Source organism: Fontibacillus forbon, from assembly GCF_046559655.1.
In the GTDB taxonomy this organism is placed as follows: Bacteria; Bacillota; Bacilli; order Paenibacillales; family Paenibacillaceae; genus Fontibacillus.
In genome coordinates this window covers 897,293-924,185 of sequence record NZ_JBKGFV010000001.1, presented here as the reverse complement: position 1 = coordinate 924,185, position 26,893 = coordinate 897,293, and the positions used below count along the sequence as shown (strand labels likewise).

At 51.5% G+C, this 26,893-nt stretch carries 24 protein-coding genes; 11 read left to right on the top strand and 13 right to left on the bottom strand.

Annotated elements, in window-relative coordinates:
- Nucleotides 1-37: 37 nt before the first annotated feature.
- Both ACLB09_RS04265 and ACLB09_RS04260 read right to left on the bottom strand, forming a co-directional pair.
- The gene (locus ACLB09_RS04265) at nt 38-1,057 is read right to left on the bottom strand and encodes a phosphotransferase (RefSeq protein WP_410768505.1); all 1,020 of its coding nucleotides are present in this window, start codon (nt 1,055-1,057) and stop codon (nt 38-40) included.
- Nucleotides 1,058-1,157: 100 nt separating this feature from the next.
- Entirely contained in the window at nt 1,158-1,733 is a 576-nt protein-coding gene (locus ACLB09_RS04260) for a TetR/AcrR family transcriptional regulator (protein WP_410768504.1), read from the bottom strand.
- A 167-nt stretch (nt 1,734-1,900) separates the two neighbouring features.
- Between ACLB09_RS04260 and ACLB09_RS04255 the strand changes: the two genes are divergently transcribed.
- Together ACLB09_RS04255 and ACLB09_RS04250 are read left to right on the top strand one after the other, a co-directional pair.
- Nucleotides 1,901-3,097: an MFS transporter gene (locus ACLB09_RS04255; RefSeq protein WP_410768503.1), complete on the top strand. Its 1,197-nt coding sequence runs from the start codon at nt 1,901-1,903 to the stop codon at nt 3,095-3,097.
- An 84-nt stretch (nt 3,098-3,181) separates the two neighbouring features.
- On the top strand, nt 3,182-3,577 hold the full coding sequence (locus ACLB09_RS04250; RefSeq protein WP_410768502.1) for a DUF2871 domain-containing protein: 396 nt from the start codon (nt 3,182-3,184) through the stop codon (nt 3,575-3,577).
- Nucleotides 3,578-3,638: 61 nt separating this feature from the next.
- Here the strand turns inward: ACLB09_RS04250 and ACLB09_RS04245 are convergent, their stop codons facing one another.
- Both ACLB09_RS04245 and ACLB09_RS04240 read right to left on the bottom strand, forming a co-directional pair.
- Nucleotides 3,639-4,502 carry an alpha/beta fold hydrolase gene (locus tag ACLB09_RS04245; RefSeq protein WP_410768501.1) on the bottom strand — a complete coding sequence of 288 codons (864 nt, stop codon included), beginning with the start codon at nt 4,500-4,502 and terminating at the stop codon, nt 3,639-3,641.
- Nucleotides 4,503-4,647: 145 nt separating this feature from the next.
- The gene (locus tag ACLB09_RS04240; RefSeq protein WP_410768500.1) at nt 4,648-5,691 is read right to left on the bottom strand and encodes an HD-GYP domain-containing protein; all 1,044 of its coding nucleotides are present in this window, start codon (nt 5,689-5,691) and stop codon (nt 4,648-4,650) included.
- Between the two features lie 211 nt (nt 5,692-5,902).
- Between ACLB09_RS04240 and ACLB09_RS04235 the strand changes: the two genes are divergently transcribed.
- The 4 genes from ACLB09_RS04235 to ACLB09_RS04220 are packed head-to-tail and all read left to right on the top strand — an operon-like array spanning nt 5,903 to nt 10,079.
- Nucleotides 5,903-7,498 (top strand): spore germination protein, encoded by a 1,596-nt coding sequence (locus ACLB09_RS04235; RefSeq protein WP_410768499.1) that lies wholly within the window; start codon nt 5,903-5,905, stop codon nt 7,496-7,498.
- Complete coding sequence (locus ACLB09_RS04230) at nt 7,495-8,706, top strand: Ger(x)C family spore germination protein (RefSeq protein WP_410768497.1); 1,212 nt, start codon at nt 7,495-7,497, stop codon at nt 8,704-8,706. Before ACLB09_RS04235 ends, ACLB09_RS04230 begins: the two co-directional genes overlap by 4 nt.
- Nucleotides 8,707-8,721: 15 nt before the next feature.
- Nucleotides 8,722-8,940, top strand: coding sequence for a hypothetical protein (locus ACLB09_RS04225; protein WP_410768496.1), 219 nt, complete (start codon nt 8,722-8,724; stop codon nt 8,938-8,940).
- 17 nt (nt 8,941-8,957) lie between these two features.
- Nucleotides 8,958-10,079 carry a GerAB/ArcD/ProY family transporter gene (locus ACLB09_RS04220; protein WP_410768495.1) on the top strand — a complete coding sequence of 374 codons (1,122 nt, stop codon included), beginning with the start codon at nt 8,958-8,960 and terminating at the stop codon, nt 10,077-10,079.
- Between the two features lie 17 nt (nt 10,080-10,096).
- On the opposite strand, the gene ACLB09_RS04215 is transcribed toward ACLB09_RS04220, so the two are convergent.
- Nucleotides 10,097-10,936 (bottom strand): prohibitin family protein, encoded by an 840-nt coding sequence (locus tag ACLB09_RS04215; RefSeq protein ID WP_410768494.1) that lies wholly within the window; start codon nt 10,934-10,936, stop codon nt 10,097-10,099.
- A gap of 281 nt (nt 10,937-11,217) precedes the next feature.
- Between ACLB09_RS04215 and ACLB09_RS04210 the strand changes: the two genes are divergently transcribed.
- Nucleotides 11,218-12,066 (top strand): GNAT family N-acetyltransferase, encoded by an 849-nt coding sequence (locus ACLB09_RS04210; RefSeq protein WP_410768493.1) that lies wholly within the window; start codon nt 11,218-11,220, stop codon nt 12,064-12,066.
- 3 nt (nt 12,067-12,069) lie between these two features.
- Here ACLB09_RS04210 and ACLB09_RS04205 read toward each other — a convergent pair whose 3' ends face one another.
- A complete protein-coding gene (locus ACLB09_RS04205; protein WP_410768492.1) occupies nt 12,070-13,788 on the bottom strand; it encodes an ABC transporter ATP-binding protein in 1,719 nt (572 codons plus the stop codon).
- 233 nt (nt 13,789-14,021) lie between these two features.
- Between ACLB09_RS04205 and ACLB09_RS04200 the strand changes: the two genes are divergently transcribed.
- Nucleotides 14,022-14,885 (top strand): class I SAM-dependent methyltransferase, encoded by an 864-nt coding sequence (locus tag ACLB09_RS04200; RefSeq protein ID WP_410768491.1) that lies wholly within the window; start codon nt 14,022-14,024, stop codon nt 14,883-14,885.
- A 2-nt stretch (nt 14,886-14,887) separates the two neighbouring features.
- Nucleotides 14,888-15,655, top strand: coding sequence for an RluA family pseudouridine synthase (locus ACLB09_RS04195; protein ID WP_410768490.1), 768 nt, complete (start codon nt 14,888-14,890; stop codon nt 15,653-15,655).
- 342 nt (nt 15,656-15,997) lie between these two features.
- On the opposite strand, the gene ACLB09_RS04190 is transcribed toward ACLB09_RS04195, so the two are convergent.
- Entirely contained in the window at nt 15,998-16,414 is a 417-nt protein-coding gene (locus tag ACLB09_RS04190) for a MarR family winged helix-turn-helix transcriptional regulator (protein WP_410768489.1), read from the bottom strand.
- Nucleotides 16,415-16,644: 230 nt separating this feature from the next.
- Nucleotides 16,645-17,718 (bottom strand): branched-chain amino acid aminotransferase, encoded by a 1,074-nt coding sequence (locus tag ACLB09_RS04185; RefSeq protein WP_410768998.1) that lies wholly within the window; start codon nt 17,716-17,718, stop codon nt 16,645-16,647.
- 116 nt (nt 17,719-17,834) lie between these two features.
- Between ACLB09_RS04185 and ACLB09_RS04180 the strand changes: the two genes are divergently transcribed.
- Nucleotides 17,835-18,698, top strand: coding sequence for a LysR family transcriptional regulator (locus ACLB09_RS04180; protein ID WP_410768488.1), 864 nt, complete (start codon nt 17,835-17,837; stop codon nt 18,696-18,698).
- A gap of 89 nt (nt 18,699-18,787) precedes the next feature.
- Here the strand turns inward: ACLB09_RS04180 and ACLB09_RS04175 are convergent, their stop codons facing one another.
- Entirely contained in the window at nt 18,788-19,966 is a 1,179-nt protein-coding gene (locus ACLB09_RS04175; protein ID WP_410768487.1) for an NAD(P)/FAD-dependent oxidoreductase, read from the bottom strand.
- 113 nt (nt 19,967-20,079) lie between these two features.
- Between ACLB09_RS04175 and ACLB09_RS04170 the strand changes: the two genes are divergently transcribed.
- The gene (locus tag ACLB09_RS04170) at nt 20,080-20,259 is read left to right on the top strand and encodes a small acid-soluble spore protein H (RefSeq protein WP_410768486.1); all 180 of its coding nucleotides are present in this window, start codon (nt 20,080-20,082) and stop codon (nt 20,257-20,259) included.
- 49 nt (nt 20,260-20,308) lie between these two features.
- Here the strand turns inward: ACLB09_RS04170 and ACLB09_RS04165 are convergent, their stop codons facing one another.
- Genes ACLB09_RS04165 through ACLB09_RS04150 form a run of 4 tightly spaced genes read right to left on the bottom strand, consistent with a single transcriptional unit; the run spans nt 20,309 to nt 26,892 of the window.
- Nucleotides 20,309-21,532, bottom strand: coding sequence for a VWA domain-containing protein (locus tag ACLB09_RS04165; RefSeq protein ID WP_410768485.1), 1,224 nt, complete (start codon nt 21,530-21,532; stop codon nt 20,309-20,311).
- A gap of 3 nt (nt 21,533-21,535) precedes the next feature.
- Complete coding sequence (locus ACLB09_RS04160; protein ID WP_410768484.1) at nt 21,536-23,914, bottom strand: DUF5682 family protein; 2,379 nt, start codon at nt 23,912-23,914, stop codon at nt 21,536-21,538.
- The gene (locus ACLB09_RS04155; RefSeq protein ID WP_410768483.1) at nt 23,911-25,014 is read right to left on the bottom strand and encodes an ATP-binding protein; all 1,104 of its coding nucleotides are present in this window, start codon (nt 25,012-25,014) and stop codon (nt 23,911-23,913) included. The genes ACLB09_RS04160 and ACLB09_RS04155 overlap by 4 nt, the downstream gene beginning before the upstream one ends.
- Before the next feature lie 36 nt (nt 25,015-25,050).
- Entirely contained in the window at nt 25,051-26,892 is a 1,842-nt protein-coding gene (locus ACLB09_RS04150) for a HEAT repeat domain-containing protein (protein WP_410768482.1), read from the bottom strand.
- Nucleotide 26,893: the final 1 nt, after the last annotated feature.

Sequence of the window (26,893 nt, the reverse complement as noted above, 5' to 3'; positions counted from 1 at the left end):
TTTATGAGAAATGCTTTCGATTTCTTGAAATCTGTATTCAATCCCATCCCAGCCGATCCAACAAATACTCCCTCAGGACCTCGCGGATCCAAATTTCATCCTGCCCAAATTCCTTCAGTTCGGCAGCCAGGGCTGCAGACTGGACGCGAAGCACTTCCGGCCCATCCGTCCCGTTCAGATAACGGCTCATAAAATGCAGAAATACATCCACCTTCCGCAACCGGATCAACGTAGGGATATGGGATATTTCTTCGGGTTTCAAACGCAATCGGCTGCCGAAACCTATGCAAAATTCCCGGATGGCATCCTTCTTTCCTTCATACCCGAGCAGATCGGAAATGACTACAGCCGGCTCCATTGCTCTTACATCCAGCGTGCAGAATTCAAAGTCAAGCAATGCGGTGATCTGATCATGATGTTGCTGATCAACCAGCAGGTTCGACGGATTAAGATCTCCATGGACAAGCTGACGCGGCAGTTTTTTAACCTCCGCCAGGCGGTCGCAAACATCATCATAGGCCTCTCCCAGCGTAATAATATCATCTTGCAGATCACGAAATACTTCAGGCGGATGCTCGCAAAAATGTCGCACGACATCATAACTGCATCTCGGATAGGACTGCTGCAATTCATAGTAAGGGCGGTATGAGGGACTTAGCGCCGGTTTTACTTTAGCAAGTGCGCCCACTAATTCCGCAGCCGCTTGTCCGAAGGAGTGCGCCGCCTGGAAGCTGCCGTTCTTCGGACGGACTCCTTCGATATATTCAAACAGGCAGGCATACCGTGCGCTGCCGTCTTCCATTTGCAAAATCGTTTCTCCGTCAGGAGTCCTTACGGGCAGAGGCACTTTGAAGCTGAGTTCGATCCCCTGCAGTTGGTTCAACACCTCGTGTTCAAATTGTATTTTGTCCCGGTCGCGGTGGCTCTCATAAATTCTGAGCACACAGCTTAGTCCTTTATTTTCAATATAACGGGTCGTATTGTTCCAGCCGCTTGCACCTTCCCGGATCTCTCCGTCCCATTCCGGCCAAAACTGCTTAACCATCGATTCTGACATCTTCTATTCCTCTCCCGGTCGTATCAAACTAATAGCAACTACTTCAATTATTGCAAAAGCTGGCGGAACTTCCAAATCGCTTATGTCTTCTTTTTGAGACTCAGACCGCAAGCCCCGCGAATGCGTATTTCACCAAGTTTTCAACGTAAGCATCATCCATTTCATTACTCAAAATTAACAATCTATAAAAAATCGGTCCGTAAATAAGGTCAATGCATAATTCAATATCTAAATTTCCCCGCAGCTCCCCTAATTGAATCCCCCGTTCTATAAGCTGTCTGGCTTCCAGTCTGCGAGGGTGAAAAAATCGGGTTTGATAGGCTTCGGCAAGTCCTGAATCAAATTGTCCTTCTCCAATAAGCTCCATAATGATGTTTCCCTCCCGGCTTGTTAAAAACCGGACCAAATTAGTCGCATGTATGACGATGTCGTTTAATGCGGAGCCCGTGTCGGGGACGGGCATTCTTTCTGCAGCGGAAGACAGGAAACCATCCATTACAACAGCGGCTTTGTTGGGCCACCATTTGTAAATGGTCGCTTTACTTACTCCGGCACGCTCCGCGATTTTCTCTACAGTAACCGCTCCAAATCCCTTTTCCAACAACAGATCATAGGAAGCGGAAAGGATCGACTTCTGAGTTTCAACATTACGTGGACGTCCTCTCTTGGCAATCATAATATTCCACTCCTTTCGCCTAAAAAACTGTACGTTCATTATACTAAAGTTTCGTTCAAAAAGAGATGCCAAAATAACTATTTACAAAACGATACGTTCAGTATATTATTTAATCAACAATTACTAAACTATACGTTCAGTATTTAAATTATGTGAGGTGGATGAAGATGAAAGCAAAGCAAGTTGTCGAGGAAAAACATATTTCAAGCTGGATCCTTTTTGTGTTAGCGTCCGCATGCGGTCTTATCGTGGCTAATCTTTATTATGCCCAGACCCTGATAGGCCCCATCAGCGTCGATACCGGTCTTTCATCCGTAGCGGCAGGGTTGATTGTTACATTAACGCAAATCGGTTATGTTATCGGACTGTTGTTTATCGTGCCGCTCAGTGACATTATCGAAAACCGGCGCCTGGCAGTCGTATCGCTAATCGTTGCGATAGGTGCATTACTTACCTCCACATTCGCCACCAATGCGCCGTTGTTCCTGATCTCGTCCTTGTTTATTGGACTGGGATCCGTGGTAGCTCAAATCCTGGTTCCCTATGCAACCTATTTGGCATCGGAAGAGCAGCGCGGCCGTGTGGTCGGAAATGTAATGAGCGGTCTTTTACTCGGGATTATGTTCGCCCGTCCGCTCGCAAGCTTAATCGCGGGTATTTGGGGTTGGCAAGCGGTCTTTGCTTTCTCGGCAGTAGTTATTACTTTATTGACAATTTTGCTGTCACGTATTCTTCCTCAACGTATACCTGCCCCTGGATTAAGTTACGGAAAACTAATTGTCTCTTTGGGCGTTCTTTTAAAGCAGACACCCATTTTGCGCCGCCGTGCTATCTACCAAGCCTGTTTATTCGGCGTTTTTAGCCTCTTCTGGACCGTGGTTCCCCTGCGATTGGCAGATGACTTCGGCATGTCACAACAAGGGATAGCCTTATTCGCCTTAGCCGGCGTGGGAGGCGCAATTGCCGCGCCGATTGCCGGAAGACTCGCGGATCGAGGTTGGACTAGAATTTTGACCGGAATGGCCATGATTATTGCCGCTTTGTCTTTCTTACTGACCTTTCTAGTTCAAGGCCGCTCAACCGTGTCGCTCGCTTTGCTTGTTCTGGCTGCGATATTCCTGGATATGGCCGTATCGGGAAATCTTGTGCTGGGACAGCGTGCGATTTATTCCTTGGGGAGTGAGGCAAGAGGCCGGCTGAACGGGCTTTTCATGTCCATATTTTTCATTGGCGGTGCCATTGGTTCTTCTTTGGGAGGTTGGTCTTATGCCCATGGAGGCTGGAGTTTCACATCTTTAATCGGCGTTGTCTTACCGCTCCTGTCCTTGCTCTATTTTCTTATCGAAAAAAAGAACTCCGTGTAATATTTCGTTCATACTCCGTTCGCATTTGTATGATACATTCTCATTAAGATATTGAAAGGGATGAATAAAGGAGACTTGAACGAGATGAAAAAGCTATATTATACTTCATTTTTTTATGCCATTATCGGATTGCTGGCAGGAGTATTCTATCGTGAGATTACAAAACATAGCGATTTTACCGGTGATACGATTTTGGTAGCGCTGCATACGCATATTCTGGTACTTGGTTTTTTGTTTTTTCTCATCGTGCTCATTCTCGGGAAACTGTTCGGGGTCCACGAGGCTAAATCTTTTAAAGCATGGTACTTGGTCTACAATCTTGGTTTGCTGATCACGATCGGATCAATGGCGACTCGCGGAATGCTGCAACTTGAGCAGAGCGACATCAGCTTCCTGCCCCATATTGCCGGACTCGGGCATGCCGTTTTGGGCGCCGGATTCATCTGGTTGCTCATCATGCTGGGTAAAAAGATCAAATAAAACAAAAGCCGTCCGGAGTTCCATCTCCGAGCGGCTCTTTTCATTTATCAACCTATCTTTCTTAGCGTTCCGGCCCGGAATGGATCCATTCGTCAAGCAACGCCTGAAACCGTTCCGGCTCCTCCAGCATCGGATTATGCCCGCTCAAGTCAAAAATCACCTTATGAATATGAGCGAACCGGTCCTCGATTCCATCCCATAACGTAAAGGGGCCGACCAAATAATCGTATCGTCCGAGCCCCAGAAAAACCGGCTTATCCAGCCCGTCCAACCGTTCCAGCATATTGAGCCTCGCAAAGACGACTCCCCACAGATAATCAATGATCGGCATATTCGTGTACACATCTTCCCACATGGCAGTCGCATCAAATCCGTAATCATAGAAGCTGTGCGCCCCCATACGAATGCACATATGGGCAAAACGCCGTTCCGGCTCCCGCTCGATATCCCCGGAAAGCAGGCCGAAATCCCGCCGGAATTTGATTTTCCGCTCTTCCGAAGCGGTAGCTTCAAAAAAGTGGATACTTTGCTGTTGCCTTTCCGAGCTGTTACTCGGAGCGGTGTTCAAAAGCACAACTTTTTGTACTTCAGCAGGATATTTGCGGGCATATTCCAGAGCCAAAAAAGCGTTGCCCGAATGCCCGGCGATGATCATATCTCGAACACCGAGATGTTTCCGGATCTCCTCCACATCATCCAGCACCTGGTCCAATAAACCCTCTACGGCGGACTCCGCCTGTTCAACCGGTGACGGGACATGTCCGCGATGGTCGATAAAGATGAGTCTGTATCCGCTTTTCAATGACTTTGAAAACAACCGCCGATAATAGACCGCGCTGCCGATAACCATCAGCGGAATTCCTTCTCCTTCCATGCTATATGTCAATGAAAACCCGTCAATTATAACATTTCCGCTATTTTCCATTTTGCAACTCCTCTCGCTTCACGGCATCATTCAGGATTGCCGTTTCCATCTTTTTCATTTTACGAAGCGCGGGACGACTTGACAACATAAATCAAAACAGCCGGACTCCTTAACCAAGGACCGGCTGTTAGATGCTGTTGGCAATTTACATAAAGATCTCTTCGACAACGATATCCCGCTCCACCGATAAATCGCGGAACTGGTCTTTGACCTGGACGAGCGGTCTGAAGAAATCGCTTGGATTGTTCCACACGATCGTAGCCGTTTCTCCATTGCTTAGCATAGCTTGCTTTCCGATAAATTGCGGCAACAGATGTCGGGCAAGCGCCTGAACCGCCTTCTCGTTCAGTTCCCCAAACCCGAGCTCGTACACTTTGCGCAGTACGGTAAGCAGTCCGGGCCGGCTTTTCCCTGCAACCGGCGAGGTAAGACCCACATAAGTATTGGCCACAGCGACGATTTGGGCGTAAGGATGAATATCTTCCGCTTTCAGACCCTGCGGATACCCGGAACCGTCCTCCCTTTCGTGGTGCTGGAGCGCCACCTGCGCGGTAACCATGTCCGGCATGGAATCACGGATGATCTCATAGCCATACCTGGTATGCCGCTTCATTTCATCCGATTGAGCCTCATTTAACGCTCCCGCCTGATTCCGCAAATCCTGACGGATTCTGCTTTTGCCGATATCGTGCAAATATCCCGCCTTGCTGATCTCATAGCATTCGTCTGGAGGATAACCGAGCCAGGAAGCGATATAGTAGGACAATAGGCCCACCTGTAAAGAATGATTGTACAGATTAACATCTTCGTCACCGAAGGCAATCAGCAAAGACACGACGTCCCGCTCGCGATCGATCACTTCGAGCATCGGCTGCAACTTTTCTTCCACCATATCCTGGTTGAATTTCCCCGTCGTCAACGCTTCGAGGAAGATGGACTGGTAGCCCTGAACCGTCCGCTCGAAATTATCCTTCAGCCGGTTCTTAAAGTTCGTCCGATCCATTCCTGAAAGGAAAAGCTCGTCCTCTCTAGGTTCAATATCTACGTAGTTAATACTTTGTCTGATGAGCAACGCTATTTCTTCTTTATGTATACTTGTTCCTTTGGGAAGAACATGGAGCCCGGCCTGATTGAATATATCCGTCCTCAGCCGATCCCCTTCCTGAATTTCCATAACGTGAGTTTTCACTTTAGACCCTCTCTTCTCTCATTACTCAATATAGGATAGTGGATTCTCGCTGTTATGCCGTAAAAAGCCGATTGATGCAGCTATATCTTAAATATCGATCATTTAGCCCTATAAATAAATAGTTCCAAAGTCTGTTTTTGCCCGGGCAGAATAATTTTCCTGATTTACGAGAATTTTATAGAATCATACGTACTCAAGGGAGGGAACCATTTTGCCGCAATGGAGACGACCGCATCGTTCTGCGCGCCACGGGGCGTCTGCATCGAATAAGACGGATGCGCAATCAAATAGCGTATCTCCCGCAGCCGAAGCTTCTTCAAGCAAGAGTCTCGAAGAACGGATCGGCTGGTTTCATCAGCAGTTGAACGGCTGTTCCGATATCATATACCGGGAATTCGAACTCAGCACCGGCCAAGCCTGCGCGCTGATCTATGTGCGCGGCATGATCAGTCAGGATAGCGCTCAAAACTTCATAATCCGGAGCTTACAGGTAGAAGCCGATGACCTGAAACACGATGATATTTTCCAATTTCTTTTCAAGGACAACGGTTTGTCGGTATCGCAAAGCTTAATCATCGAAGATCTGAACGATGGCCTTAAGGCGGTGCTGGATGCCGGAGCCCTGCTGATGATTGACGGGGACGAGCGGATGATGACTTTTTCCATCTCGTCGTATCCTACGCGTTCGATCGAAGAGGCCCCCAACGAATCCGTGATCCGCGGGCCAAGGGAAGCGTTTATCGAGGATTTGGAAATCAATCTTACCTTGCTGCGCAGACGCATAAAAAACAAGAACTTTAAAACCGAGGCCATTATCCTAGGAAGCGAAACCAAAACCGATATGGTATTGACGTACATCGAAGGCATTTGCAAACCGGAACTGGTCAAAGAAATGAAACGGCGGCTGTCCTACATCGAAATCGATAGTGTCTTGGGTTCTTCCTACGTGGAAGAAGCCATCGAGGATAATCCGTATTCCCCCTTTCCCCAAGTTCAATATACGGAAAGGCCGGATGTCGTCGCCGCTGCATTGCTGGAAGGCCGTATAGCGTTACTCGTGGACGGCACGCCGATGACGATTATCGCTCCCGTCACTTTGCCCATGCTGCTGCAAGCCGCGGAAGACTATTACCAGCGTTTTGTCGCCGCCACATGGATCCGCTGGATTCGTTACTTTTTCGTAATCAATTCATTGCTGCTGCCTTCCCTTTACATCGCTATCACGACGTTTCATCCGGAGATGATCCCTTCGCAATTTTTAAGGACGATAGCCGCCTCCAGGGAAATCGTGCCGTTTCCAGCCTTGCTGGAGGCGTTTATCATGGAGCTTGCCTTTGAAGCACTCCGTGAAGCCTCCGTGCGGATCCCGAAGTCGATCGGCCAAGCCGTATCCATCATCGGCGCCTTGATCATCGGCACGGCGGCCGTCGAAGCCGGCATCGTCTCGGCTGCCATGGTCATCATCGTTTCGTTAACGGGGATCGCATCCTTCATTATCCCGCATTTTGATCTGGGATTGTCGTTCAGATTACTAAGGTTCCCCATCATGTTCCTGGCATCGATGTTCGGTCTGTACGGCATTTCCTGCGGGTTAATTATCATCTACATCCATCTGATCAATCTTGAATCGTTCGGCGTCCCTTACATGTCTCCGCTGGCTCCCCTGGTTACGGCGGATCTCAATGATACCCTGGTCCGCGCGCCATGGTACAGCATGATCAAAAGGCCGAAGCAACTGACGCGGAATTCCACCCGGCAAAAGAACAACTCCAGAGGCTGGGCCAAAGTAAAGGGTGACGAGTCATGAATAGCGATATAAATAACTTCATGAATAAAGCCTGTCTTCGAGCCGTTGCCGCTCTCCTGCTGATGATCTCACTCAGCGGCTGCTGGTCTTCCGAAGAAATCAACAACCGGGCGTTCGTAACGATGATCATTGTCGACCGGACGGAAAACGGCCAAACCGAACTGACCCTCGGCTTCCCCTTGCCGAACCGGATGATTCCCGGGCAGGCCGGCGGCGGAGGAGGAACCACGGGGGATCCTTATTCGTTTGTCAGCAAACAAGCGGGAACGATAAGCGAAGCGCTGGAACTGATCCAAGTCGACATCAGCCGAAGGATTTCCTTCGGGCAAACCCAGGTCGTCGTCATCGGCAGAAGATATGCCGAACAAGGAATTGACCCTTTGCTGGAATTCACTACCCGCCAGCCGGCGTTTCATATCAGCGCAAATATATTCGTAACGCCGGACAAAGCGACGGAAATCACGAAAACTCCGCTGGTTTTCGAGCGCTTCCTTTCGGATATTTTGTCAAAGTATATCAGCCAATCCCAGACGCTCGATACAACGGTCAAGGATTTTTTGGTGGCAAAATATAAAGGGGGAGACATCCTTTTGCCGTTGCTCAGTTTCACCACCAAACCCGAGGTAGGTGCATCCAACCCCCAAAAAAACCGCTGGCTGGGTTCAAGCGGAGCCGCTATTATGAGCAACGGAAAAATGTCCGACATCGTGATGACCACGGAAGAACTGAGAGGAGCCCTTTGGCTCAGTTCCCAGCTCAGAACTTCGGTAGTTAACGTGAAATCTCCGACTGACGGAGGAAATGTCAGCGCGATTGCTCAAGACATCGGCACAAGCATCAAACCCGTGATTCGAAACGGGAAGGTTTCATTCCAAGTGAACAGTCGTGCAGATGCGTTCATTCTTTCCTCGCTCTCCGATATCGATTTGAAAAAACCGGATAATTTGCTGCGATTGCAGGAGGTCTTCGAAAAAAGCATTGCGGAACGGATGTATCAGGTGCTGGCAAAAACCCGGAAGGCCAAGTCGGACGCCTTTTTAATGAGCCAGTATCTGGATTGGAGGCACCCCAAGATATGGAACAGAATGAAAGAAGATTGGCGCGAGTACTATGCGACGGAACTGCCGATCGACATTTCGGTTTCGATTGCCATTAAACGGACGGGCGTTGCTTACCGCTCCATAAAGCAGGAAGAATCACAGGATTGACGAGGAAAGCGGGGAGTGACCATGATCTGGATCGGAATATTGTTTCTGGCGATTGTGCTGTTTGAATGGAAGAAACAGGGCGGCGGAAGGGCTAAGCGGCGTGACCGATGGACCGTACTGGCTGTTTCGCTCTGCTGCTTGCTTCTGGCTGAAGTCTTGTTTCTCTTGAAAAACAAATGGAATCTCCCGATTCTGTTCAACTTTCTCGTCAAATGGATGTTTGGGGGATCATAACCAAGGAGGGGATAGGCATGCGAAAAAGCATTACCTCGAATCAAATTTTTTCTCTGTATAATTTGCATCTTTTCACTACAGTTATCGCCTTCATTATGGGCCTGCTGATTTCCGGCAGCAAGTATTCGACACCGGTCTCCGTCGTGCTTGGCGCGTTCCTCGCCCTTGTGCTCATCTACCCTTCTTATAAAGTAGCCTCGTCAAGGCCTGATGAATTCGTTACCGAATTTGGAGGACAGCTTGTCGGCCGGATCCCGCATGTCGTTTTAATTCTTTATATCGTACTGATCAAAATTCTTTTGTCTGCCTTGAACCTGAGGGAAATGACCGATTTTTTGCTTTCGGTATATTTAATCAACACCCCTTCCTGGGCCGTGGTACTGATCTTCGGCATTTGCATTGCGTATGCGGTAAGATCCGGATTGCCGACCATTTTTCGGGCTGCACAAGGCATCTTTCTGATCAGCGCCATCGCCTTCCTGGTGATTCCTTTCCTGGCGATGCAAGAAATCGATCGCGACGCCCTCATTGCCTTAGTCAGTCATTTGAACGTCGAGGATGTTTCCCAGGGTATTTACTATAACATCAGCATGTTCGGTGAGCTTGCTTTTCTTTTTCTCCTCTATCCTTTTTTGAAAGAACCCAAAAAAGTCATGAAGACTTATTTTTGGACCATCGTTACTTCGCTTGTCATCATTATGTCGCATCTCATTCCCGTCCTGCTCACTTTCGGAGCGGAACTGGCACCCAATCTCCTCTTCCCGGACGTGGAGCTGATCCGGTTTATCCGCGCAGGCTCGTTTATCGAAACGTTTGACCCGATCCTGATTATTTTATGGTTGACCAGTATCTTTGCCAAAATCTCCTTTCTAAGCTTCACGGCGGTCATATGCATCTCGCAGTTGACGGGAGTAAAAGATCACAAGCCTTTTGCGCTACCGATTGTCGCGTTTATATGCATTTACTCCATCGCGATAGCCAGATCCCAGTCGGAGCTTACCGAATTCATGGCCAAAAATCTAACTCCGTTCATCCTCATAGCCGAGTACTTCGTCCCCATGATCTATTGGCTGATGCATGGCATAAGGGGCGCCAAGAAAAAGCCAAAACCCGCCGAAGCGAAATCGGCGGGTTCCTGAGAACGATTAGAATTGGATTACTGATTCGTGAGCGACTGAATATCGATAAACGGCGTGGCTCCTCCCGTCACCGACGGCAGGCGGCCGTCCCATTTCTCGAGCGCCTTCTCCTGTACTTCGATCTGCTTCAACTGAACCAGTTCAGGCGTAACTTCCTGCTTTTTCAGTTTCAGGGATTCAGCCTCGGCCTGAGCTTGCGCCACCTTCTGCTTCGCTTCGATCTCGATCCGCTTGAGGTCGTTGCTAGCTTTGAGCGCCTGTTGCTGGGCAACCTGCTTCGCTTCGATCGATTGGTTAAACGCATCGGAAAATTTGAAGTTCACGATATTGATTTCATTCACGATCAGATCGTATTTGGCCAAACGATTCGTCAAATGCTCGCTGATCTCGCCGGCTACCACATCACGCTTCGCGATCAGATCTTCGGCCTGATACCGGGCCGTTACTTCCTTCACGATTTCCTGTACGGCCGGGTTAATAATGACGGTATCGAAATTGCCCCCGATATTGTTCATTAAGTTATAGGCCGATTCCTTGTTCACGGAGTAGTTAACCGCAACGTGGGTAGATACCGGCTGAAGGTCTTTGGAAGAGGCGCTTGTGTCCGTCTCCGCTTTAGTCACTTGCGTGTTGACCTGAATGACCGACTGGATGAACGGAATCTTCAAATGAATGCCCGGCGACAATACATTACTGTTCAACTTCCCGAAAGTTTTGTAAAGGCCGACATGACCGTATTCGACCTGTGCAAAACTGCTCGCTCCTACAATAATCAATAAAACTCCGATGACTACCGTTGTAGTCAATCCCCGAAAGCGGGTCCCCTTTTTTGGTCCTGGATTTGTCGCTGTCTCCATTTGCATCCCTCCGCGTAGTCTGTTGCCGGAATTTCTCCGGCATAATGATGTTTAATGATTCTTGATTTATTAGTTACTACGCATCACCGGGAAAAAGGTGGCAAAACATTCCGTGGACCGATCCCACGGACACGCTCCCGGCTATACCGAAAGATAACCCTTCTACCTGCCCTGACTGAATTACAGGCGTTATTTCATCCCTCTCGCGCTCCCTAGCCGAATTTTTTTCGTGCCATTTTCCGGAAGATCGGCTAGAATACTTGCGGAAGGAAGTGATCTTTGTGACCTGTAAAGTCAACTGGGAAGAAGTAAAGCAGCTTCAAAAGGAATGCGAAACCCACGAGAATATTAACTTAAAGCTGAATTGGGATACGCTGAAATCGCGGAAAGAGCATGAGAAAATGGACCTGGCCGAATACCGGGACGGAAAGCTCGTCGCTTTCTTGGCGAAATACGATTTCGGAAGTTCCATCGAAATTTGCGGGATGGTTCATCCGGATTACCGCAAACAAGGTATTTTCACCTCGCTCTTGCACAAGGGAATGGATCCGGAGACGGTCTCCAAATACTCCCGGATTCTGTTGAATGCCCCGGCAAGCAGTACGTCGGCGAAACTCTTTTTGGAATCCGCGCCTTTTGCCTATGATTCTTCCGAATATCAGATGAAATACGATAAACACTCCGATTCCATGAATCCGGTCCGTTCCGACATCCAATTTCGCGGTGCCGGACCGGAAGACGTCCCCTTTCTCGCCGGAATGGATCTCGACGGGTTCGGCATCGACGCCGAAGAGTCCAAGGAATATTATCAAACTACGGATCCCGGTCAAATTTCTGAATATGAAATCCTGCTGTTGAACGGAACGCCGGTCGGTAAAGTCCGGGTGTCCCGCGACAACAATGAAGCTTGGATATATGGCTTTGTGGTATCGTCCAGTTATCGGGGCCAAGGTATCGGAGCTGCCGTATTGCGGCAAATCGTTGAACGAGAAACCGCGGCCGGACACGAAGTATGGCTTGAAGTAGCCCTGGATAACCCGAATGCGATGAAACTGTATGAAGCTACAGGATTTCAAGTCATTCGGGCCCAGGATTACTACCTGTATACCGCTTCGGAGTATATACGATGAATCTTAAAATGCCCCAAATTGAGCCTGGTGCAGGCGGCTGTAATGGCCGCCTGCACCGACCAGTTCCTGATGGCGGCCCTGCTCGGAAATGCCTTCCTCCGTCACGACGACGATGCGGTCGGCATTTTTTATCGTTGCCAGCCGGTGAGCAATCACGAGCGTCGTCCGCCCCGCCGACAATTCGGTCAACGACGCCTGGATCGCGAGCTCCGTTTCGGTATCGAGCGCCGAAGTCGCCTCATCGAGAATCAGAATCGGCGGGTTTTTCAAAAACATCCGCGCGATTGCCAGCCGCTGCTTTTGGCCGCCGGACAGCTTGACTCCCCGCTCGCCGATGACTGTGTCCATGCCTTCCGGCTGCGCAAGAATGAAATCTTCCAATTGGGCCCGCCGCGCCGCCGCCCAGATTTCTTCATCCCCTGCCCCCAGCTTGCCGTAGGCGATATTTTCCCGGATACTGCCGGAAAACAAATAGACGTCCTGCTGAACAATCCCGATATTGCGCCGGAGGGAAGACAGGGTCATATTGCGGATGTTCGTACCGTCAATGGAAATACTTCCGCCGCTCACCTCGTAGAATCTCGGCAGCAAGCTGCAAAGCGTTGTCTTTCCGGCTCCCGAAGGACCGACAAAAGCGATGGTTTCGCCCGGAGAGATTTCAAGGCTGATATCTTTCAACACCTGGTCGCCGTCATCATATCCGAAGCTGACCTTGTCAAAGACGATATCCCCTCTCAGCCACCCGGCGTCAACCGCATCGGCCGAATCGGCCACATCCGGCTCCGTATCCATGATTTCAAGATACCTTTTAAATCCTGCGATCCCTTTCGGGTAGCTTTCGATAATCGCATTGATTTTTTCGATAGGGCGGATAAACACGTTAGCCAGCAGCAGGAAACCGATGAATTCCCCATAGGACAGTTCACCGCGAATAACGAACCATGTGCCGCAGACCATGACGAACAGCGAAACGAGACGCATCAACATATAGTTGACCGACAAACTGCCCGCCATAATTTTGTATGCCTGCAGTTTGGTCGCCCGATAGTTGCCGTTATTCTCATTGAATAGCTCTTTTTCGTGATCCTCATTGGCGAAAGCCTGAACTACGCGAATCCCGCCGATATTCTCCTCGACCCTGGAGTTAAAATCCGCCAAAGCAGAAAACAGGCCGCGGTACGTTTTAGTCATTTTCCCGTTAAAATAAAGCGCCGTCCACACCAGCACCGGTACAACGAGAAACGTCAGAACGGCCAGTTTCCAGTTGATCGCCAGCATGAGCAGAAACGAACCGATCAAGGTCATCCCGGCAATAAACACGTCTTCCGGGCCATGGTGCGCCACTTCGCCGATGTTGTCCAGATCATTGGAAATCCGTGACATCAAGTGGCCGGTTTTATGATTGTCGTAAAAACGGAACGACAGCTTCTGCAGATGATTGAACATGCTTTTCCGCATATTCGTCTCGATATTGACGCCCAGCATGTGGCCCCAATAAGTTACGATATAATTCAGTACCGTGTTGAGTACATAAACGCCAAGCAGCGCGGCACAAGCCCACACGATCATGGCCCAATCCTTGCCCGGAAGCAACTTGTCGACAAATTGGTTTACGGCGATCGGAAACCCCAGTTCGAGCAAACCGGCGACCACGGCGCAGGTAAAGTCCAAAATAAACAATTTCTTATACGGCCGGTAATATGAAAAAAAACGGCGAAGCATCTGTTCCCTCTCCCATCTATGTCTATTGCAGAACAGACTAACATAGATTTCTTTCCATTCAAAGACCTCAATTCGGATTTAACCGTTTAGTACCGGAGCTTTCTTCGAGAAGTTTTGACGGAGGCTGGCATGCATGCCGGAAAATAAGGTACAATAACTAGCGAATCGAGAAACTTTGGATACTTCGGCGGGAACGGTTTCAGCCCGTTCATTAGATGGAAGGAAGGTTATGAATGTACGTAGCAAACGACTGGAACGACTATGAAGTCATCGATACCGGAGACGGTGAAAAGCTTGAGCGTTGGGGAGACGTTGTTCTCCGGCGACCGGATCCGCAAATTATTTGGCCGATTCGCGAGGAGAACCGGCAGTGGCGGGAAGTCCACGGCCACTATCACCGCAGTTCTTCCGGAGGCGGTCAATGGGATATGAAGAAACAACTGCCCGAGCGATGGACGGTCTCCTATGACCGCCTTAAATTTTATATTCGGCCGACCAACTTCAAGCACACCGGATTGTTCCCCGAACAAGCGGCAAATTGGCGCTGGATGATGGACAAGATCTCTTCGGCAGGCCGGCCGATCCAGGTGCTTAATCTGTTCGCATATACGGGCGGCGCAACCGTGGCAGCGGCTTCAGCCGGAGCCTCGGTCGTGCATGTCGACGCAGCCAAGGGCATGGTGCAATGGGCCAAGGAGAACCTTACGCTTTCCGGGCTTAGCGACCGCCCTGTCCGATTCATCACGGACGACGTATTCAAGTTCGTCCAGCGGGAACAACGGCGCGGCAACAAATATGACGCGATTATTATGGACCCGCCTTCTTACGGCCGCGGGCCAAACGGTGAAATGTGGAAGCTGGAGACCAGCCTCTATCCGTTCGTGGAATCGTGCCTTTCGATTCTGTCGGATACCCCGCTGTTTTTCCTGATCAATTCCTATACGACGGGAATTTCTCCGACCGTTCTGCACAACATTTTGTCGATGACCGTGAAACGGCAGTATGGCGGCCGAATTTCCGCAGGGGAATTGGGACTCCCGATTACGAAGTCCGGGCTTCATCTTCCGTGCGGGATTCTGGGCCGCTGGGAGGAATAAGCATGGAAGCCGGAGCATTGCGAACATCGGGACATCCGGCGATGGCGATCCTCTATGAAGATAACCATCTTCTGGGGATCGAAAAGCCGGTTAACGTGCCGACCCAGGAAGATGCCAGCGGCGATCCGGACCTGTTGACCCTGCTCAAAGAAGACATCAGAGAGCGGTACCGGAAACCGGGGAACGTTTACCTGGGCCTGGTGCACCGGCTCGATCGCCCCGTAGGCGGCGCGATGATCTTTGCCAAAACTTCCAAGGCCGCCTCCCGCCTCTCCGACGCGGTAAGAACCCGCCGGTTCGACAAATGCTACACGGCGGTCGTGCGCGGTTTACCCCCGGGGCAAAGCGGGAGACTGACCGATACGCTCCTGAAAGATGAGCGCACGAATACGGTAAGCGTCGTGCCCAAGGGGACGCCAGGCGGCAAAGAAGCGATTCTGGATTACCGCGTGCTCGGCAGTTTGCCTGAGGAAGGCTTGTCCCTGGTACAAATCAAGCTGCACACGGGACGGTCTCATCAGATCCGCGTCCAATTCAGCCAACTCGGCTGTCCTCTGTACGGGGACCAAAAATACGGCTCCGCCGTCAACAAACCCGGTGAACAGATATCGTTATGGTCGCTGTACGTCGGCGTTCCCCACCCGGTTACCAAGGAACCGGTCGATCTGGTCTCCATCCCGCCCCGTCTGTACCCATGGAATCTGTGGGAGGATGTCGTCTACTCGCAGATCGCCGAAGATTGCAAGGCAGGTTGGGATGGCGGGTTCTAGCTAAGAAAAGAGGCTGCTCTATAGTCAAATCGATTTCGAATTGCAAATGCAATGCGATTTCGACGACTATAGAACAGCCTCTTCGAATTAACAGGAACTCATACAGTTATTTTGCATATTTTCGCTCAATTTCGCAATTTAACTGTATAACCTACATTTAAAACTTGCAAATAGTCACTCTTAGCCGTTTTCCGGTTCAAATAGCTGGATGTTTTACAGTTAATATACGATGGACACTATTAAGCATAAAAATAACTGGAGGAAATCCAGTTATTTTCTTTTATTGGGGCAGACTTGGAACAATCTTGTCCATGATACGATGCTATGTTGCTATGTTGGGGGTTATGGCGATTTCGCTCCTGATATTTTCCCCATCAAATAGACCAGCAACTGCTGATTATGCGTCGAGATGCGGTCCAGTACCATGCTCAAATAATCGTTGCGAACCCGTACCCCTCGCTCAGCCTCCTGCTTGCCCTTCTCCGTAATCGACACCCACACGATGCGGCGGTCGTTCTCATCCCTGTCCCGGCGGATCAAATCGCCCCGTTCCATCCGGTCCAGCAGCATCGTCACCGCAGCCGGCGTTGTTGCGAGGAAAGGGATGAGATCGGACGGCTTCAGGTTTCCCTCCCGCTCCAGCACCTCCAGCACAGCCAGCTGTGACGTCGTCAATCCGGGAGCCAGTTCTTCCTCCATATGCGTCTGATAGTCCTTTACGATGATGCCCAACAGTCTGGCAAACTCGGTAGTATGCATTATGTCCCCCCTCATATCTTCCAATCTATGCCGGTTCCACCTGTTGATTTACGTCATTAATAGTTCGACAACATTCCGGGAAATTCCTTCAAGACACCAATTTAATCCAAATATGTCCTCAGAACCGGCATCTTACGAGCAACTTTCTATTGAAAAAGCAAACAAGCCATCCGGCGCTAACCGGATGACTTGGTAGGGATTAAATATAGGAACTGTACTTCTTGTAAGGCTTATGAAACGGTATGTCGCCAGCCGAACGGGTCGTCAAGTTCCCCTTTTTGAATACCGGTAATGGAGTCGTACAGCTTCTTCGACCATTCTCCGGTTTGCCCGCCGGAGATCGATATTTGCTCGTTCACCCATTTCATCGTACCGATCGGAGATATTACCGCCGCCGTCCCGGTACCGAAAGCCTCTTCCAAGCTACCTTGACGCGCCGCTTCAAACAACTCCTCCACGGAGATTTGCCGCTCAACTACCGGAATCCCCCAAGAAGACAGCAAGGCGATCACGGAATCTCTCGTAATACCGGCAAGAATGCTGCCTGTTAATGCCGGAGTAATCACCTCACCACCGATTTTGAAAAACACATTCATGCTTCCTACTTCTTCGATATATTTTTTCTCGACGCCATCCAGCCATAGCACCTGGGAAAAACCCTCCAGTTTGGCAATTTCCTGAGCTTTAATCCCGGAGGCGTAATTGCCGGAAGTTTTCGCCATCCCCGTTCCACCGCGGACCGCACGCACATACTGATCCTCCACATAAATGGAAACCGGGTGAATCCCTTCGGGATAGTACGATCCTACCGGCGACAAAATGACGAGCAGCTTATATTCCTTTGCGGCCCGAACGCCCAAGCACGCTTCCGTAGCGATGATGAACGGGCGAATGTACAAGGATGATTCCTCCCCTTCAGGAATCCAATCCCGTTCAAGGTTCACCAGCTGAACGATCCCCTCAAGCAACAGCTCGGGATCAACCTGCGGAATGCTGATCCGTTCGCATGACTCATTGAGCCGCTTCAAGTTCATGTCCGGCCGAAACAGGGAAACGTTCCCGTCCGCCGTTTTGTAGGCTTTCATGCCTTCAAAAACTTCCTGGCCGTAATGAAAAACCATCGCCGACGGATCCAGCGAGATCGGACCGTAAGGCACGATTCTTAAATCATGCCACTGTTGGTCTGCCGAATAATCCATCACCAGCATATGGTCCGTAAAATATTTGCCGAATCCAAGGTTATTTGCATCAGGTTTGCTCTTCAATTGTTCAGCCTTGACGACTTTTATGTTGTTCACTGAGATACGCTCCCTCTCTTAAACCGTTACTTTTATGTTAACTATACTCTCAGATTAAGCATTGATCAATAACATGATATCAATTATAATCATAGAAATTATCTATAATGGAGATGATTGCCATGGAGCATCGGCTGCTCGATTATTTTTTGGCTGTTGCCGAGGAACTGCATTTTACAAAAGCCGCCGAGAAGCTCGGGATCACCCAGCCGACACTCAGCCATCAGATCCGCCTGCTGGAGCAAGAGGTCGGTACCCCGCTCTTTCACCGCTCCGGAAAAAGAATCCACTTGACCCAGCCCGGGATCATTTTGATGGAGCATGCCCGGCGCGTCTTTCACGAGCTGGAACAGGCGAAGCTGGAGATCGGCGAATTGGCTGGCCTAAAACGAGGACGGCTGCGTATCGGCTGCTCCGGTAATCATCTGATCACGCACGCTCTCATATCTTTTCATCACGAGTACCCCGGCATCGATTTGAACGTGATTGAACTCGCGACCGATGAGACCCATGAAGGTCTGCTTGGCAACCATCTGGATCTTGGGGTCGTATTTTTGCCGCTGGAGGACGAGCAGTTCGTGAGCTTGCCCCTTTTTGACGAGGAATTAGCCCTGATTGTGTCCCGGGACCATGCTCTGGCCAGTTCACTTTCCGTAGAACTGAAACAGCTTGACAGTCTTCCCCTTGTCCTGTTCCAGCCTAAGTTTTTAGTGCGACAGATGATCGATGCGGCCTGCGAGTCGGCGGGCTTGAGTCTCAAACCCGTTATGGAGCTGTCCACGATGGAATCCCAGATCCAGATGGTTGCTCATCGCGTCGGAGGTACGATTCTGCCCGCCTCTTATGCCAACGCGTTACGGAATCCAGACGTCGCCGTCATTCCGTTCGTACAGCCGGCTCCCCGGAAAAAAGTCGGACTTGTTTACCGCAAAAATATGTTTCTGGACAACACGATCCAGGCGTTCATCAACCATCTTTCCCCCTGATCCGCCAGGCAGTTCCGGATTTTGAACGAAGGCGATACTCGCGCCCCGGCTGCAAGCCGGTGGCTCTCAAGCCCGCGTCTCCGGGCTATTTAGCTACGTAAGCCTGAATGTTTATCTTCCAGCGCATGGCGTAGCTGATAGTCTGCAAGATCGATATCCGGCGGCATCCCCAGAGCCATTTTGGCCAATTGGCTTCCAATGAAAGGACCCGTGGTCAATCCGGATGCTCCCAAACCGTTTGCGGCAAACAAGCCTTTGAAGCCGGGGACGTCGCCCATAACCGGAAGGAACCCTGGCGTGAACGGTCGAAAACCGACTCTTATTTCTTGAAATGTGCTGTCTGCCAGTCCAGGCGCTACGATTAATCCTTTATTGACGATTTCTTGTATACCGCCCGTTGTAATCCGCGTATCGTAACCTTCCACTTCATTTTCATGCGTCGCTCCCATAACGATCTTCTGTTTGTTAAAAGCCAGTAAATATTGATCGGTGGGAGGCATCACAACCGGCCAAATTCCCGTATTCTGATCGCCCTCCAGACGCAGATGCATGATTTGCGCCTTTTGAAACCGGACGAGAAACCGGATGCCTAACGGTTGGAACAATGCATCGGCCCACGCGCCCGCGCAAACGATAACACTGTCGCAAGCATAGCTCTTCTCCCCGACCCTAACGCCGGTTACGAGATCGTTCTCATATATTAACGAGGCATCCCCGTTGATAACGACCGTACCTTTCCGCTGCGCCGAACGGATTAAAGCGTCTCTTAGCGCTCGCCCGTCAATCCGGGCTGCACCGCTAATATGCAAGGACTGATAGCCCGCTCCAAGCAGCGGGAATAAGGCCAAGGTTTCCTGCTCCGAAAGGCGGGTAATCTCCCCGATTTCCGGCGCGTCCTTGATCCGCTGTCGGGCCCGCTCTTCCAGTTTCCCGATTTTCTCCGCTTCCGTGTGAACCAGCAGAGCCCCGACTCGGGCATAGCCCGTTTCAGTTTCACCTTCGCGTTTCAATTCCTCGATGAAGTCGCCGTAAAAGCGGGCCCCTTCTCTCGCCAACCTATACCAGGACTGATTACGGCGCTGGGACAACCAGGGGCAGAGGATCCCTGCGGCGGCATCTGTAGCCTGTCCGTTGTCTCTTCGGTCAATTACGGTGACATCGGCGCCCATTTTTGCCAAATGGTAAGCTGTGGACGCGCCTAGAATGCCCGCTCCAATAACGATGATCTTTTTCATGTATACCTCTCTCCAATCCTTCACTTCCTCCATTATAGCGAAACGGTATGCATTTACGAAGCGGCGCTTCGTAAAGAATATTCCCCGGAAAGATAGGAAAAAGTATTACGGAAACCCATCGAGCACCATCAGCCAGGAGGAATAAAATGAACAGCCAACGCGCCAAAGAAATCGTAGCTTCGCCTACGATGGTAAACGTCACTTGTAACGGTGTACCTATCTATATCCAGCATGTGGACGAGCGAAGCGAAACCGCCCGGATTTATCCCCTCGATCAACCTGAGCAAGAGCAAGAGGTAGCCCTATCCCGGTTGACCGAACAATAAGAACACCGTCAAGAGGGGGTACCGCAGCCGCGGTACCCCCTCTTGTATGTCAGGCCTCTGCCTTCCTCCTGCCCTCCAATTTTTCCACCAATTCCTGCAAGTCCTTTCCTTGCAGCGCTCCTTCCACCAATTCCGGCAGCATGGCAGGCGTGCAGGCAAACGAAGGCGTTCCGTCTCTGGCAAAAGCCCTGGCCAACTGTTCATCATAAAACGGCTTGCCTTCATCCGACAGGGCGAGCAGACACAGCGTCTTGACGCCGGCTTCCTTCATCTCCCGCATCCGCCGGATTAATCGGGATTGATTGCCTCCCTCGTACAGATCGGAGATGAGGATGAACAGCGTCTTCTTCGGTTCCGCTATAAACTGCTCGCAATACGCGACGGATTTATCGATATTCGTCCCTCCGCCAAGCTGAATGCCGAACAGCATATCTACCGGATCATTAGCGCATTGCTCGGTCAAATCGACCACTTCGGTATCGAAGACGACCACTCGGGTATCCAGGGCGGGAATACTTGCAAAAATGGAACCGACCACCGACGCCCAAATGACCGATTCCGCCATGGAACCGCTCTGATCGATATCGACGATGACCGTCCACTCCTTGCTTCGTTTCGCGCGGTCAAAATAATAGAAACGTTCGGGAATGATCGCTTTGCGATCGGCATCATAGTGCTTCAAATTCCGTTGGATCGTACGTTTCCAGTCGATTCCGCTCAACGAGGGGAGCGGTGTATGTTGCCTGCGGTTTAATGCGCCGGTAACGGCTCGTTGGATCTCTTGACTCATGCGCTTGACCAATTCATCCACCACGGCCTGCACAAGCATACGTGCGGTATCCTTTGTCTTCTCCGGTATTTTTCCCTTTAGCGACAGTAGCGTTCCGACGAGATGGATATCCGGTTTTACGCTGGCCAGCACCTCCGGCTCGAACAAAAGCTGCTTCCAGCCTTTACGCTCCATCGCATCGTGTTGAATGACGGAGACCACATCTTCCGGAAAAAAAGTCCGCACATCCCCCAGCCACTGCGCAAGCCGCGGGGCAGATTTCCCTTGTCCCGCGCCTCGGATCCCTGAGCCGCTCCCGGGGGTTCCGTCGCCAACGTTGTCCGTTTGATCGTAAATGGCGGCAAGCGCCCGGTCCATAATCAGTTCATCTTCCGTAAGTGCTACCTGCACTTGACCGGCATAACGGCCAAGGTCCCCTTCGGCAGCCGCGCCCAGAATGAGCCGCCAACGGGACAGTGCCTCACGATTTACCGCTCCGGCCATTCTCTAAAAATCCTCAAAATCAAAATCATTAAGTTCATCCAACATCCGGGCTTCTTCCTCCTTAAGGTCCTCCGCAATCATTTCCGCAGCCTGCTCCGGTTCCACGCCCCACAATTCTCCGAGCAGCTCGGCTACCATCGTTTTTTCCCGCTGGCTGAAAACGCTGAAGGCCCGGCGCAAAAAGACCAGGGAACGCACAAACTCGTCATCCTCCAGCGAGCAAATATACTCGTTAAGCTGGTCCCATAGACTCATCCGCGACAGAAGGGCATAGCGGTTACGCATCGCCAAGCCCTCGAACCAGCCGGAGCCCAAGTCGGCCGGAATGCCCGGCGAGAGCCGGCGAGATACTTCGGCGGAACATTGTTCCGCCGACAGTTCTCCACGCTCCAGCAAGATCGCGCAGGCCAGACCGGATAACCTGGGGTGGGCATCATCCCTGTCCGACAAAACGGCCAGTTCCCGAACCCAAAGCGCCTCGTCGACCTCATCGCTATGTTCCGAAGCGATATGGTTCAGCTCATTCATGGCCTCCGCCATCGCCTGCGCCGCCTCATCGTTGCATTGGCATGCCTCCTGCAGAAACAGGCAAGCGCGCAAAAACAGCTGTTCTAGGAGCGGAGTGAGCGGAGTCGTATCGATTCGGCGAATGCCGCCAAAAGTAATCAGCAGCGACATCTTTCTTGCTGCGGCAGCGATTTCGGCAACATTCTGGCTTTGGATCGCAAGCCTTTGCAAAGCTGATCTTGCCGCCTCCATTTGATGAATCATCCCGCATTCGTAGGCGACCGAGATCAACTCGGAGGCTTCCTTGATCGCGGCACATTCCTCCAGGCGCTGTTGCAGCACGTAGCCCGCAGCGGTCTCTACCGTCTCGCCGAGGAGATTGGACTCCACCACTTCAATCTCCACTTCCGGAGACCACTGGATGATCCAATGCTCCGACCAAATTGCCTGTTCCGAGGTCCTTCTCTGTTCTTTGACAAAATGGATCCCTAGCAGCTTCAAACGATGGAACCAGAACGAGCGGTTCAAATCGAGGAAGGCGGCCTCCTCCGAAGCGACTCTCCGGTTTTCACGCAAATCCAGAGCCAAATTCTGAGCAACGGCGGTTTTATACTTCTCCAACTTCAAAATTTTAAGTTGACGGGTCACGTCATCCTGAATCGGCGTTTGGCTGACGCCTTCGGCCAAATTGCCGATCGCCGTTCCCACCTCGGTACGCGCGAGCGATTCGGCGACCACGGACAGCTCTCCGCGCCCCAGGAGCGTTTTTGCTGAATCCCTTAGATCCATCAGCGTTGGGGCGCTGCCTTCATGTAAAGCCGACAGCGCTTTGGCGAGTCTGACCGCCTCGATCACTTCCGCCGTTGAGCGATGTGTGCCCGTTCTTCTCAGATCCGCAGCAACGGAAGCAAGATATCGATGTGGTAACTCTCCCAGTGTCCCCTGCCCCATCTGTTCCCACATCATTTCATAATAGTAAGGCGCAACATTGCCCGCCCCATATCCGGTAAGCGACGACAGCCGCAGATAAGAATACGGCATCAGCGTCAGCTTCGTATTGCGGGAAGGAAGCTGCGACAAGGCCTCATCGCTCATGGCATGGCCGAGATCTTGCAGGGCCGATGCATGATACGCCCCGCATATGACCGCAATCTGTTCCGGTCTATGCCCGGCCGCGACTACCTCTGCGATTTTCCGGCACATATAAGCTTCACGTACCGTATTGTAGGCATATTCCAGCCGGTCGCTTTGCATTTCCTTCTCTTCCGTCAGCTCCCGCATCTGGCCGGAATAGGCCAGAATGGCCTGACGGTACGCATCCGGATTCAGATTATGTTCGAAGTTCCGTTCCCAATAGGCGTCATAATCGTACTCGCCCGCGATTGACGCGATCCTGTCGTACAGGGAAGAGGATATTTCCTGATCCGAGGTCTCGACAGGTGCATGCGGTTCCTCCATCGATTGTCCGGAAGCGGAAGTCTCATTCTCGGGTCCGTTCAGCTCTTTGTCGCGGGCGGTGCCGCGGATATCCTGCAGACAAACCGCGGAAGACGAAGGCAAATCGATAAACGCGCAATAAGCACCGTGTTTATGTGCCCAGAGCATCGCCTGATATTCGGGGGAATATACGGCGAACGGCCAAAGCACGGTCCGAACCGGCACCTCCTCGGTGAAAGCCAATAGAGCGACGGGAGGCCGGGTTGAAGCATTCGTCAGATGCGCGATTTCGGAAGTAGCGTCCGAAGGGCCCTCGATCAGGACGGCCGTAGGGCGAATCACGTCCAGAAACTCGGCCACATGATAAGCGCCGGCAGGCGACAGATGCCGGACGCCAAAAATATGCACCCCAGCGCCGCTAGCCGTCTCCGTCTTCATTGATTCATCTCCTTGCAGGCGTTGTAAAGCCCGCGCCAGCTTGCTCCGCGTTTCTTCATCACATTATCCAGGTATTCCTTCCAAACGAGACGGTCCTTGTCATCATCCTTGACGATGGCTCCCTGCAGACCGGCAGCCAAATCCTCGTCCGTCATTTCCCCACCGCCAAAGCTCGCAGCCAGCGCCATGCTGTTGGTGAGCAGCGAGATCGCTTCCGCGGTGGAAATGACGCCGGCCGGGGTTTTCACTTTGTCCTTTTTGTCCAACGTCATACCGCTGCGCAGCTCCCTAAAGATCGTTACGACCTTTTGCAGCGCCTCGTCGGAAGGAGCCGCCGCTTGCAAATCATAGGAAGCCGCAATTTCGTCGACCCGTTTCTTCACGATCTCCACTTCGGTTTCCAGATCCGCCGGTGCGGGCAGAACGATCATATTAAAGCGGCGCTTCAATGCCGTGGACATTTCATTGACGCCCCGGTCACGGGTATTGGCTGTGGCGATAATGCTGAACCCTTTGCGGGCGTTCAGTTCCTTGCCGAGCTCCGGAATAGAAATCGTCTTCTCCGATAAGATCGAGATCAGAGCATCCTGCACTTCGGAAGCACAGCGGGAGATCTCCTCGAATCTGGCGATTCCGCCACCTTCCATCGCCCGCATGATCGGACTCTTCACCAAGGCCTCCGGCGTCGGACCCTGAGCAAGCAGCATGGCGTAATTCCAGGAATAGCGGACTTGTTCTTCCGTCGTTCCCGCCGTCCCTTGCACTACCAGACCGGAGTTGCCGTAAATGGCCGCGGACAGATTTTCCGACAGCCAGGATTTGGCCGTTCCCGGCTCTCCGATCAACAACAGCGCCCGGTCGGTCACCAGCGTCGCAATCGCCATCTCCACGAGGCGGGGGTTTCCGATATATTTCGGCGTGATGCTCCGGCTTCCCGCTTTCCCGCCGACGATAAACTTAAGCACCGACAGCGGGGACATTTGCCACCCTATCGGAACATTACCCTGATCCTCGCGGATCAAGGCCTCCAGCTCTTCCTGATATAACACTTCCGCAGGCTTGCGCATAATATCCTGCATCACCGGTTCCGTACTACTCATAAGGCCTCTCTCCTTTGGGAATGAATGGATGATTTACTATTCCATCGTTTTTAATATATAGCCTAGCTGCACTACGGCATCGGCAGCGAATTTCGGCAGCGCCGCCCGAATCCTGCCCGCATAGGATGCCGGCAGGCGGGATAGCTGGTGAAACAGAAACGGCTCGATTTCATGGCACTCCGTATTCCGCTCGTCCTCCAACGCGGAAATGAGCGCTTCATGGAGATCTCTTTCCGGAATCCCCGCGCGAACCAATCCCATGACGGCCAGATTCGCAAAACGGTTGCGGAATTCCGGGGAATTGCCCAGCTTGTTAAGCAGGTAGGATGCGACTCCTTCATGTCCCGGCCGGGCAAAAGCGCTGGTCAAGCCCAGATGGTCAAGCGCGATGAAATGATCAAGCCAGCGGGAGTCCCAAGTAGCAACGATTTCTTCCTGCGGAGACATATCCACCACGAACACATAGTTTTTCTTTTCATCACTCCAAACCGGTCTGGCTTCCTGATAGTTCCGCCGAATGACCAGACCTTCCATCGTATCGAGAAGCTGTTTGCAGGCCGTGGCTTTCTTGCTCAAGGCGGAAGCGTTCAGCCTGTCTTTGAGGATTCCGGCATATTCCTCGTAAAGGGAATCCGGGGACAGTATCGGCTGCGCCATGACAAACGTTTCACGCACGAAAGCTTGGCTCCCGGCAGTCTTTTCCATTTCAATGTCCACCGCAGCCCGGATAAGCCCCCGGCCTTCCTCGGAATCCATTTCGCTTATGTACCGCAACGCTTCGTTCGCCAAATAGGTCCAACCTAACGTGTGGGCGTAAAAAGAATAATTCCGCAAAACCCTCAAATACAGACGCTCCAGTTCAGCGCCTCTTTTGTGGTGCAACGCCCAAAGATAACGCCTGCTTTGCAGCGACACCTCTTTATCGAGCTCTTTTATGGAGATCTCCTTTTCGATCGATTGAAGCAAATCCGCATAATCGCGGGCCAGCCAATTGACCAGCAACTCCGACTGGCTGCGGTTAAGCGCCGAATTTACGAGTTCGCCGTCTTTTCCTTTGGATGCCTCGTATAGGCGCTCGGCCGCGCTCGCCCAATCGCTGTCCGCCAGGGCCTGATAGGCCGCTTCGCGGATGCTCTTCTTCTTGTCGCGACTGAAGTCCAGCAGGGTCTGCTCATATTCGTCATGCCCCGCTAACAGGCGAATGGCCGTCGTGCGTACTTCATCGGATCCCGAAACGGCCGCTTCACAAATCATGGGAAGCACCTTGTCGCCGCCGTTTTTTGAGATAACGGTCAGCCTGCGCGCGTCGAGTCTTCCCCCACCGGGTTGAAAGCTTTCAAGCAAATGCGGCACGATTTCGGCTCCGTAAGACGGTAAGACCTCATTCATCGCAAAATCTGCGATTTCCACATAAGGATCGTTCAGCGCGTCTATGGCTAGAGGAAGCAAGCGAAGGTCCTGGAACAATCCCTCCCGATAGGCATCGACGACGATTTCATGCCGCCCGCCACCCCGGGTCGTAAGGGCATGCCGCACCGCTGACAATTTGCGGTAGGATGAGGTCGTTTTTAACGAAACGGGCTTACTCTCCAGCAGGTTCGTCTCTCCTTCGGAGGATACTTTCCCCTGAGTACGGAGCACCGACTGGAGAAGAAGATTGATGTCTTGCAGCCGACGGGCCGAGTCTGCCCCGCTGTCTTCGACGATTAAGGACTCCATGCCTTCGGCAAGCTTTTTAAACACGGGTGCCCGCTCCCCCAGCTGTTGAAAAGAGGGAAGCAGTTTCTTTAATCTGAAATCCCCGGCCGCCAGATCGCTCCCCGCGATATAAAGACGGCGGATTTCATCATTCAGCTCCATTAATAAGGTTTGACTCATG

Coding starts and splice junctions, on each gene's coding strand:
- ACLB09_RS04245 (WP_410768501.1), bottom strand. CDS start 4,502: ATGGAAAATAGCGGAAATGTTATAATTGACGGGTTTTCATTGACATAT.
- ACLB09_RS04265 (WP_410768505.1), bottom strand. CDS start 1,057: ATGTCAGAATCGATGGTTAAGCAGTTTTGGCCGGAATGGGACGGAGAG.
- ACLB09_RS04220 (WP_410768495.1), top strand. CDS start 8,958: ATGCGAAAAAGCATTACCTCGAATCAAATTTTTTCTCTGTATAATTTG.
- ACLB09_RS04160 (WP_410768484.1), bottom strand. CDS start 23,914: ATGAAGACGGAGACGGCTAGCGGCGCTGGGGTGCATATTTTTGGCGTC.
- ACLB09_RS04250 (WP_410768502.1), top strand. CDS start 3,182: ATGAAAAAGCTATATTATACTTCATTTTTTTATGCCATTATCGGATTG.
- ACLB09_RS04165 (WP_410768485.1), bottom strand. CDS start 21,532: ATGGCCGGAGCGGTAAATCGTGAGGCACTGTCCCGTTGGCGGCTCATT.
- ACLB09_RS04175 (WP_410768487.1), bottom strand. CDS start 19,966: ATGGAGGAAGTGAAGGATTGGAGAGAGGTATACATGAAAAAGATCATC.
- ACLB09_RS04170 (WP_410768486.1), top strand. CDS start 20,080: ATGAACAGCCAACGCGCCAAAGAAATCGTAGCTTCGCCTACGATGGTA.
- ACLB09_RS04200 (WP_410768491.1), top strand. CDS start 14,022: ATGTACGTAGCAAACGACTGGAACGACTATGAAGTCATCGATACCGGA.
- ACLB09_RS04195 (WP_410768490.1), top strand. CDS start 14,888: ATGGAAGCCGGAGCATTGCGAACATCGGGACATCCGGCGATGGCGATC.
- ACLB09_RS04150 (WP_410768482.1), bottom strand. CDS start 26,892: ATGAGTCAAACCTTATTAATGGAGCTGAATGATGAAATCCGCCGTCTT.
- ACLB09_RS04230 (WP_410768497.1), top strand. CDS start 7,495: ATGAATAGCGATATAAATAACTTCATGAATAAAGCCTGTCTTCGAGCC.
- ACLB09_RS04180 (WP_410768488.1), top strand. CDS start 17,835: ATGGAGCATCGGCTGCTCGATTATTTTTTGGCTGTTGCCGAGGAACTG.
- ACLB09_RS04155 (WP_410768483.1), bottom strand. CDS start 25,014: ATGAGTAGTACGGAACCGGTGATGCAGGATATTATGCGCAAGCCTGCG.
- ACLB09_RS04215 (WP_410768494.1), bottom strand. CDS start 10,936: ATGGAGACAGCGACAAATCCAGGACCAAAAAAGGGGACCCGCTTTCGG.
- ACLB09_RS04205 (WP_410768492.1), bottom strand. CDS start 13,788: ATGCTTCGCCGTTTTTTTTCATATTACCGGCCGTATAAGAAATTGTTT.
- ACLB09_RS04190 (WP_410768489.1), bottom strand. CDS start 16,414: ATGCATACTACCGAGTTTGCCAGACTGTTGGGCATCATCGTAAAGGAC.
- ACLB09_RS04260 (WP_410768504.1), bottom strand. CDS start 1,733: ATGATTGCCAAGAGAGGACGTCCACGTAATGTTGAAACTCAGAAGTCG.
- ACLB09_RS04255 (WP_410768503.1), top strand. CDS start 1,901: ATGAAAGCAAAGCAAGTTGTCGAGGAAAAACATATTTCAAGCTGGATC.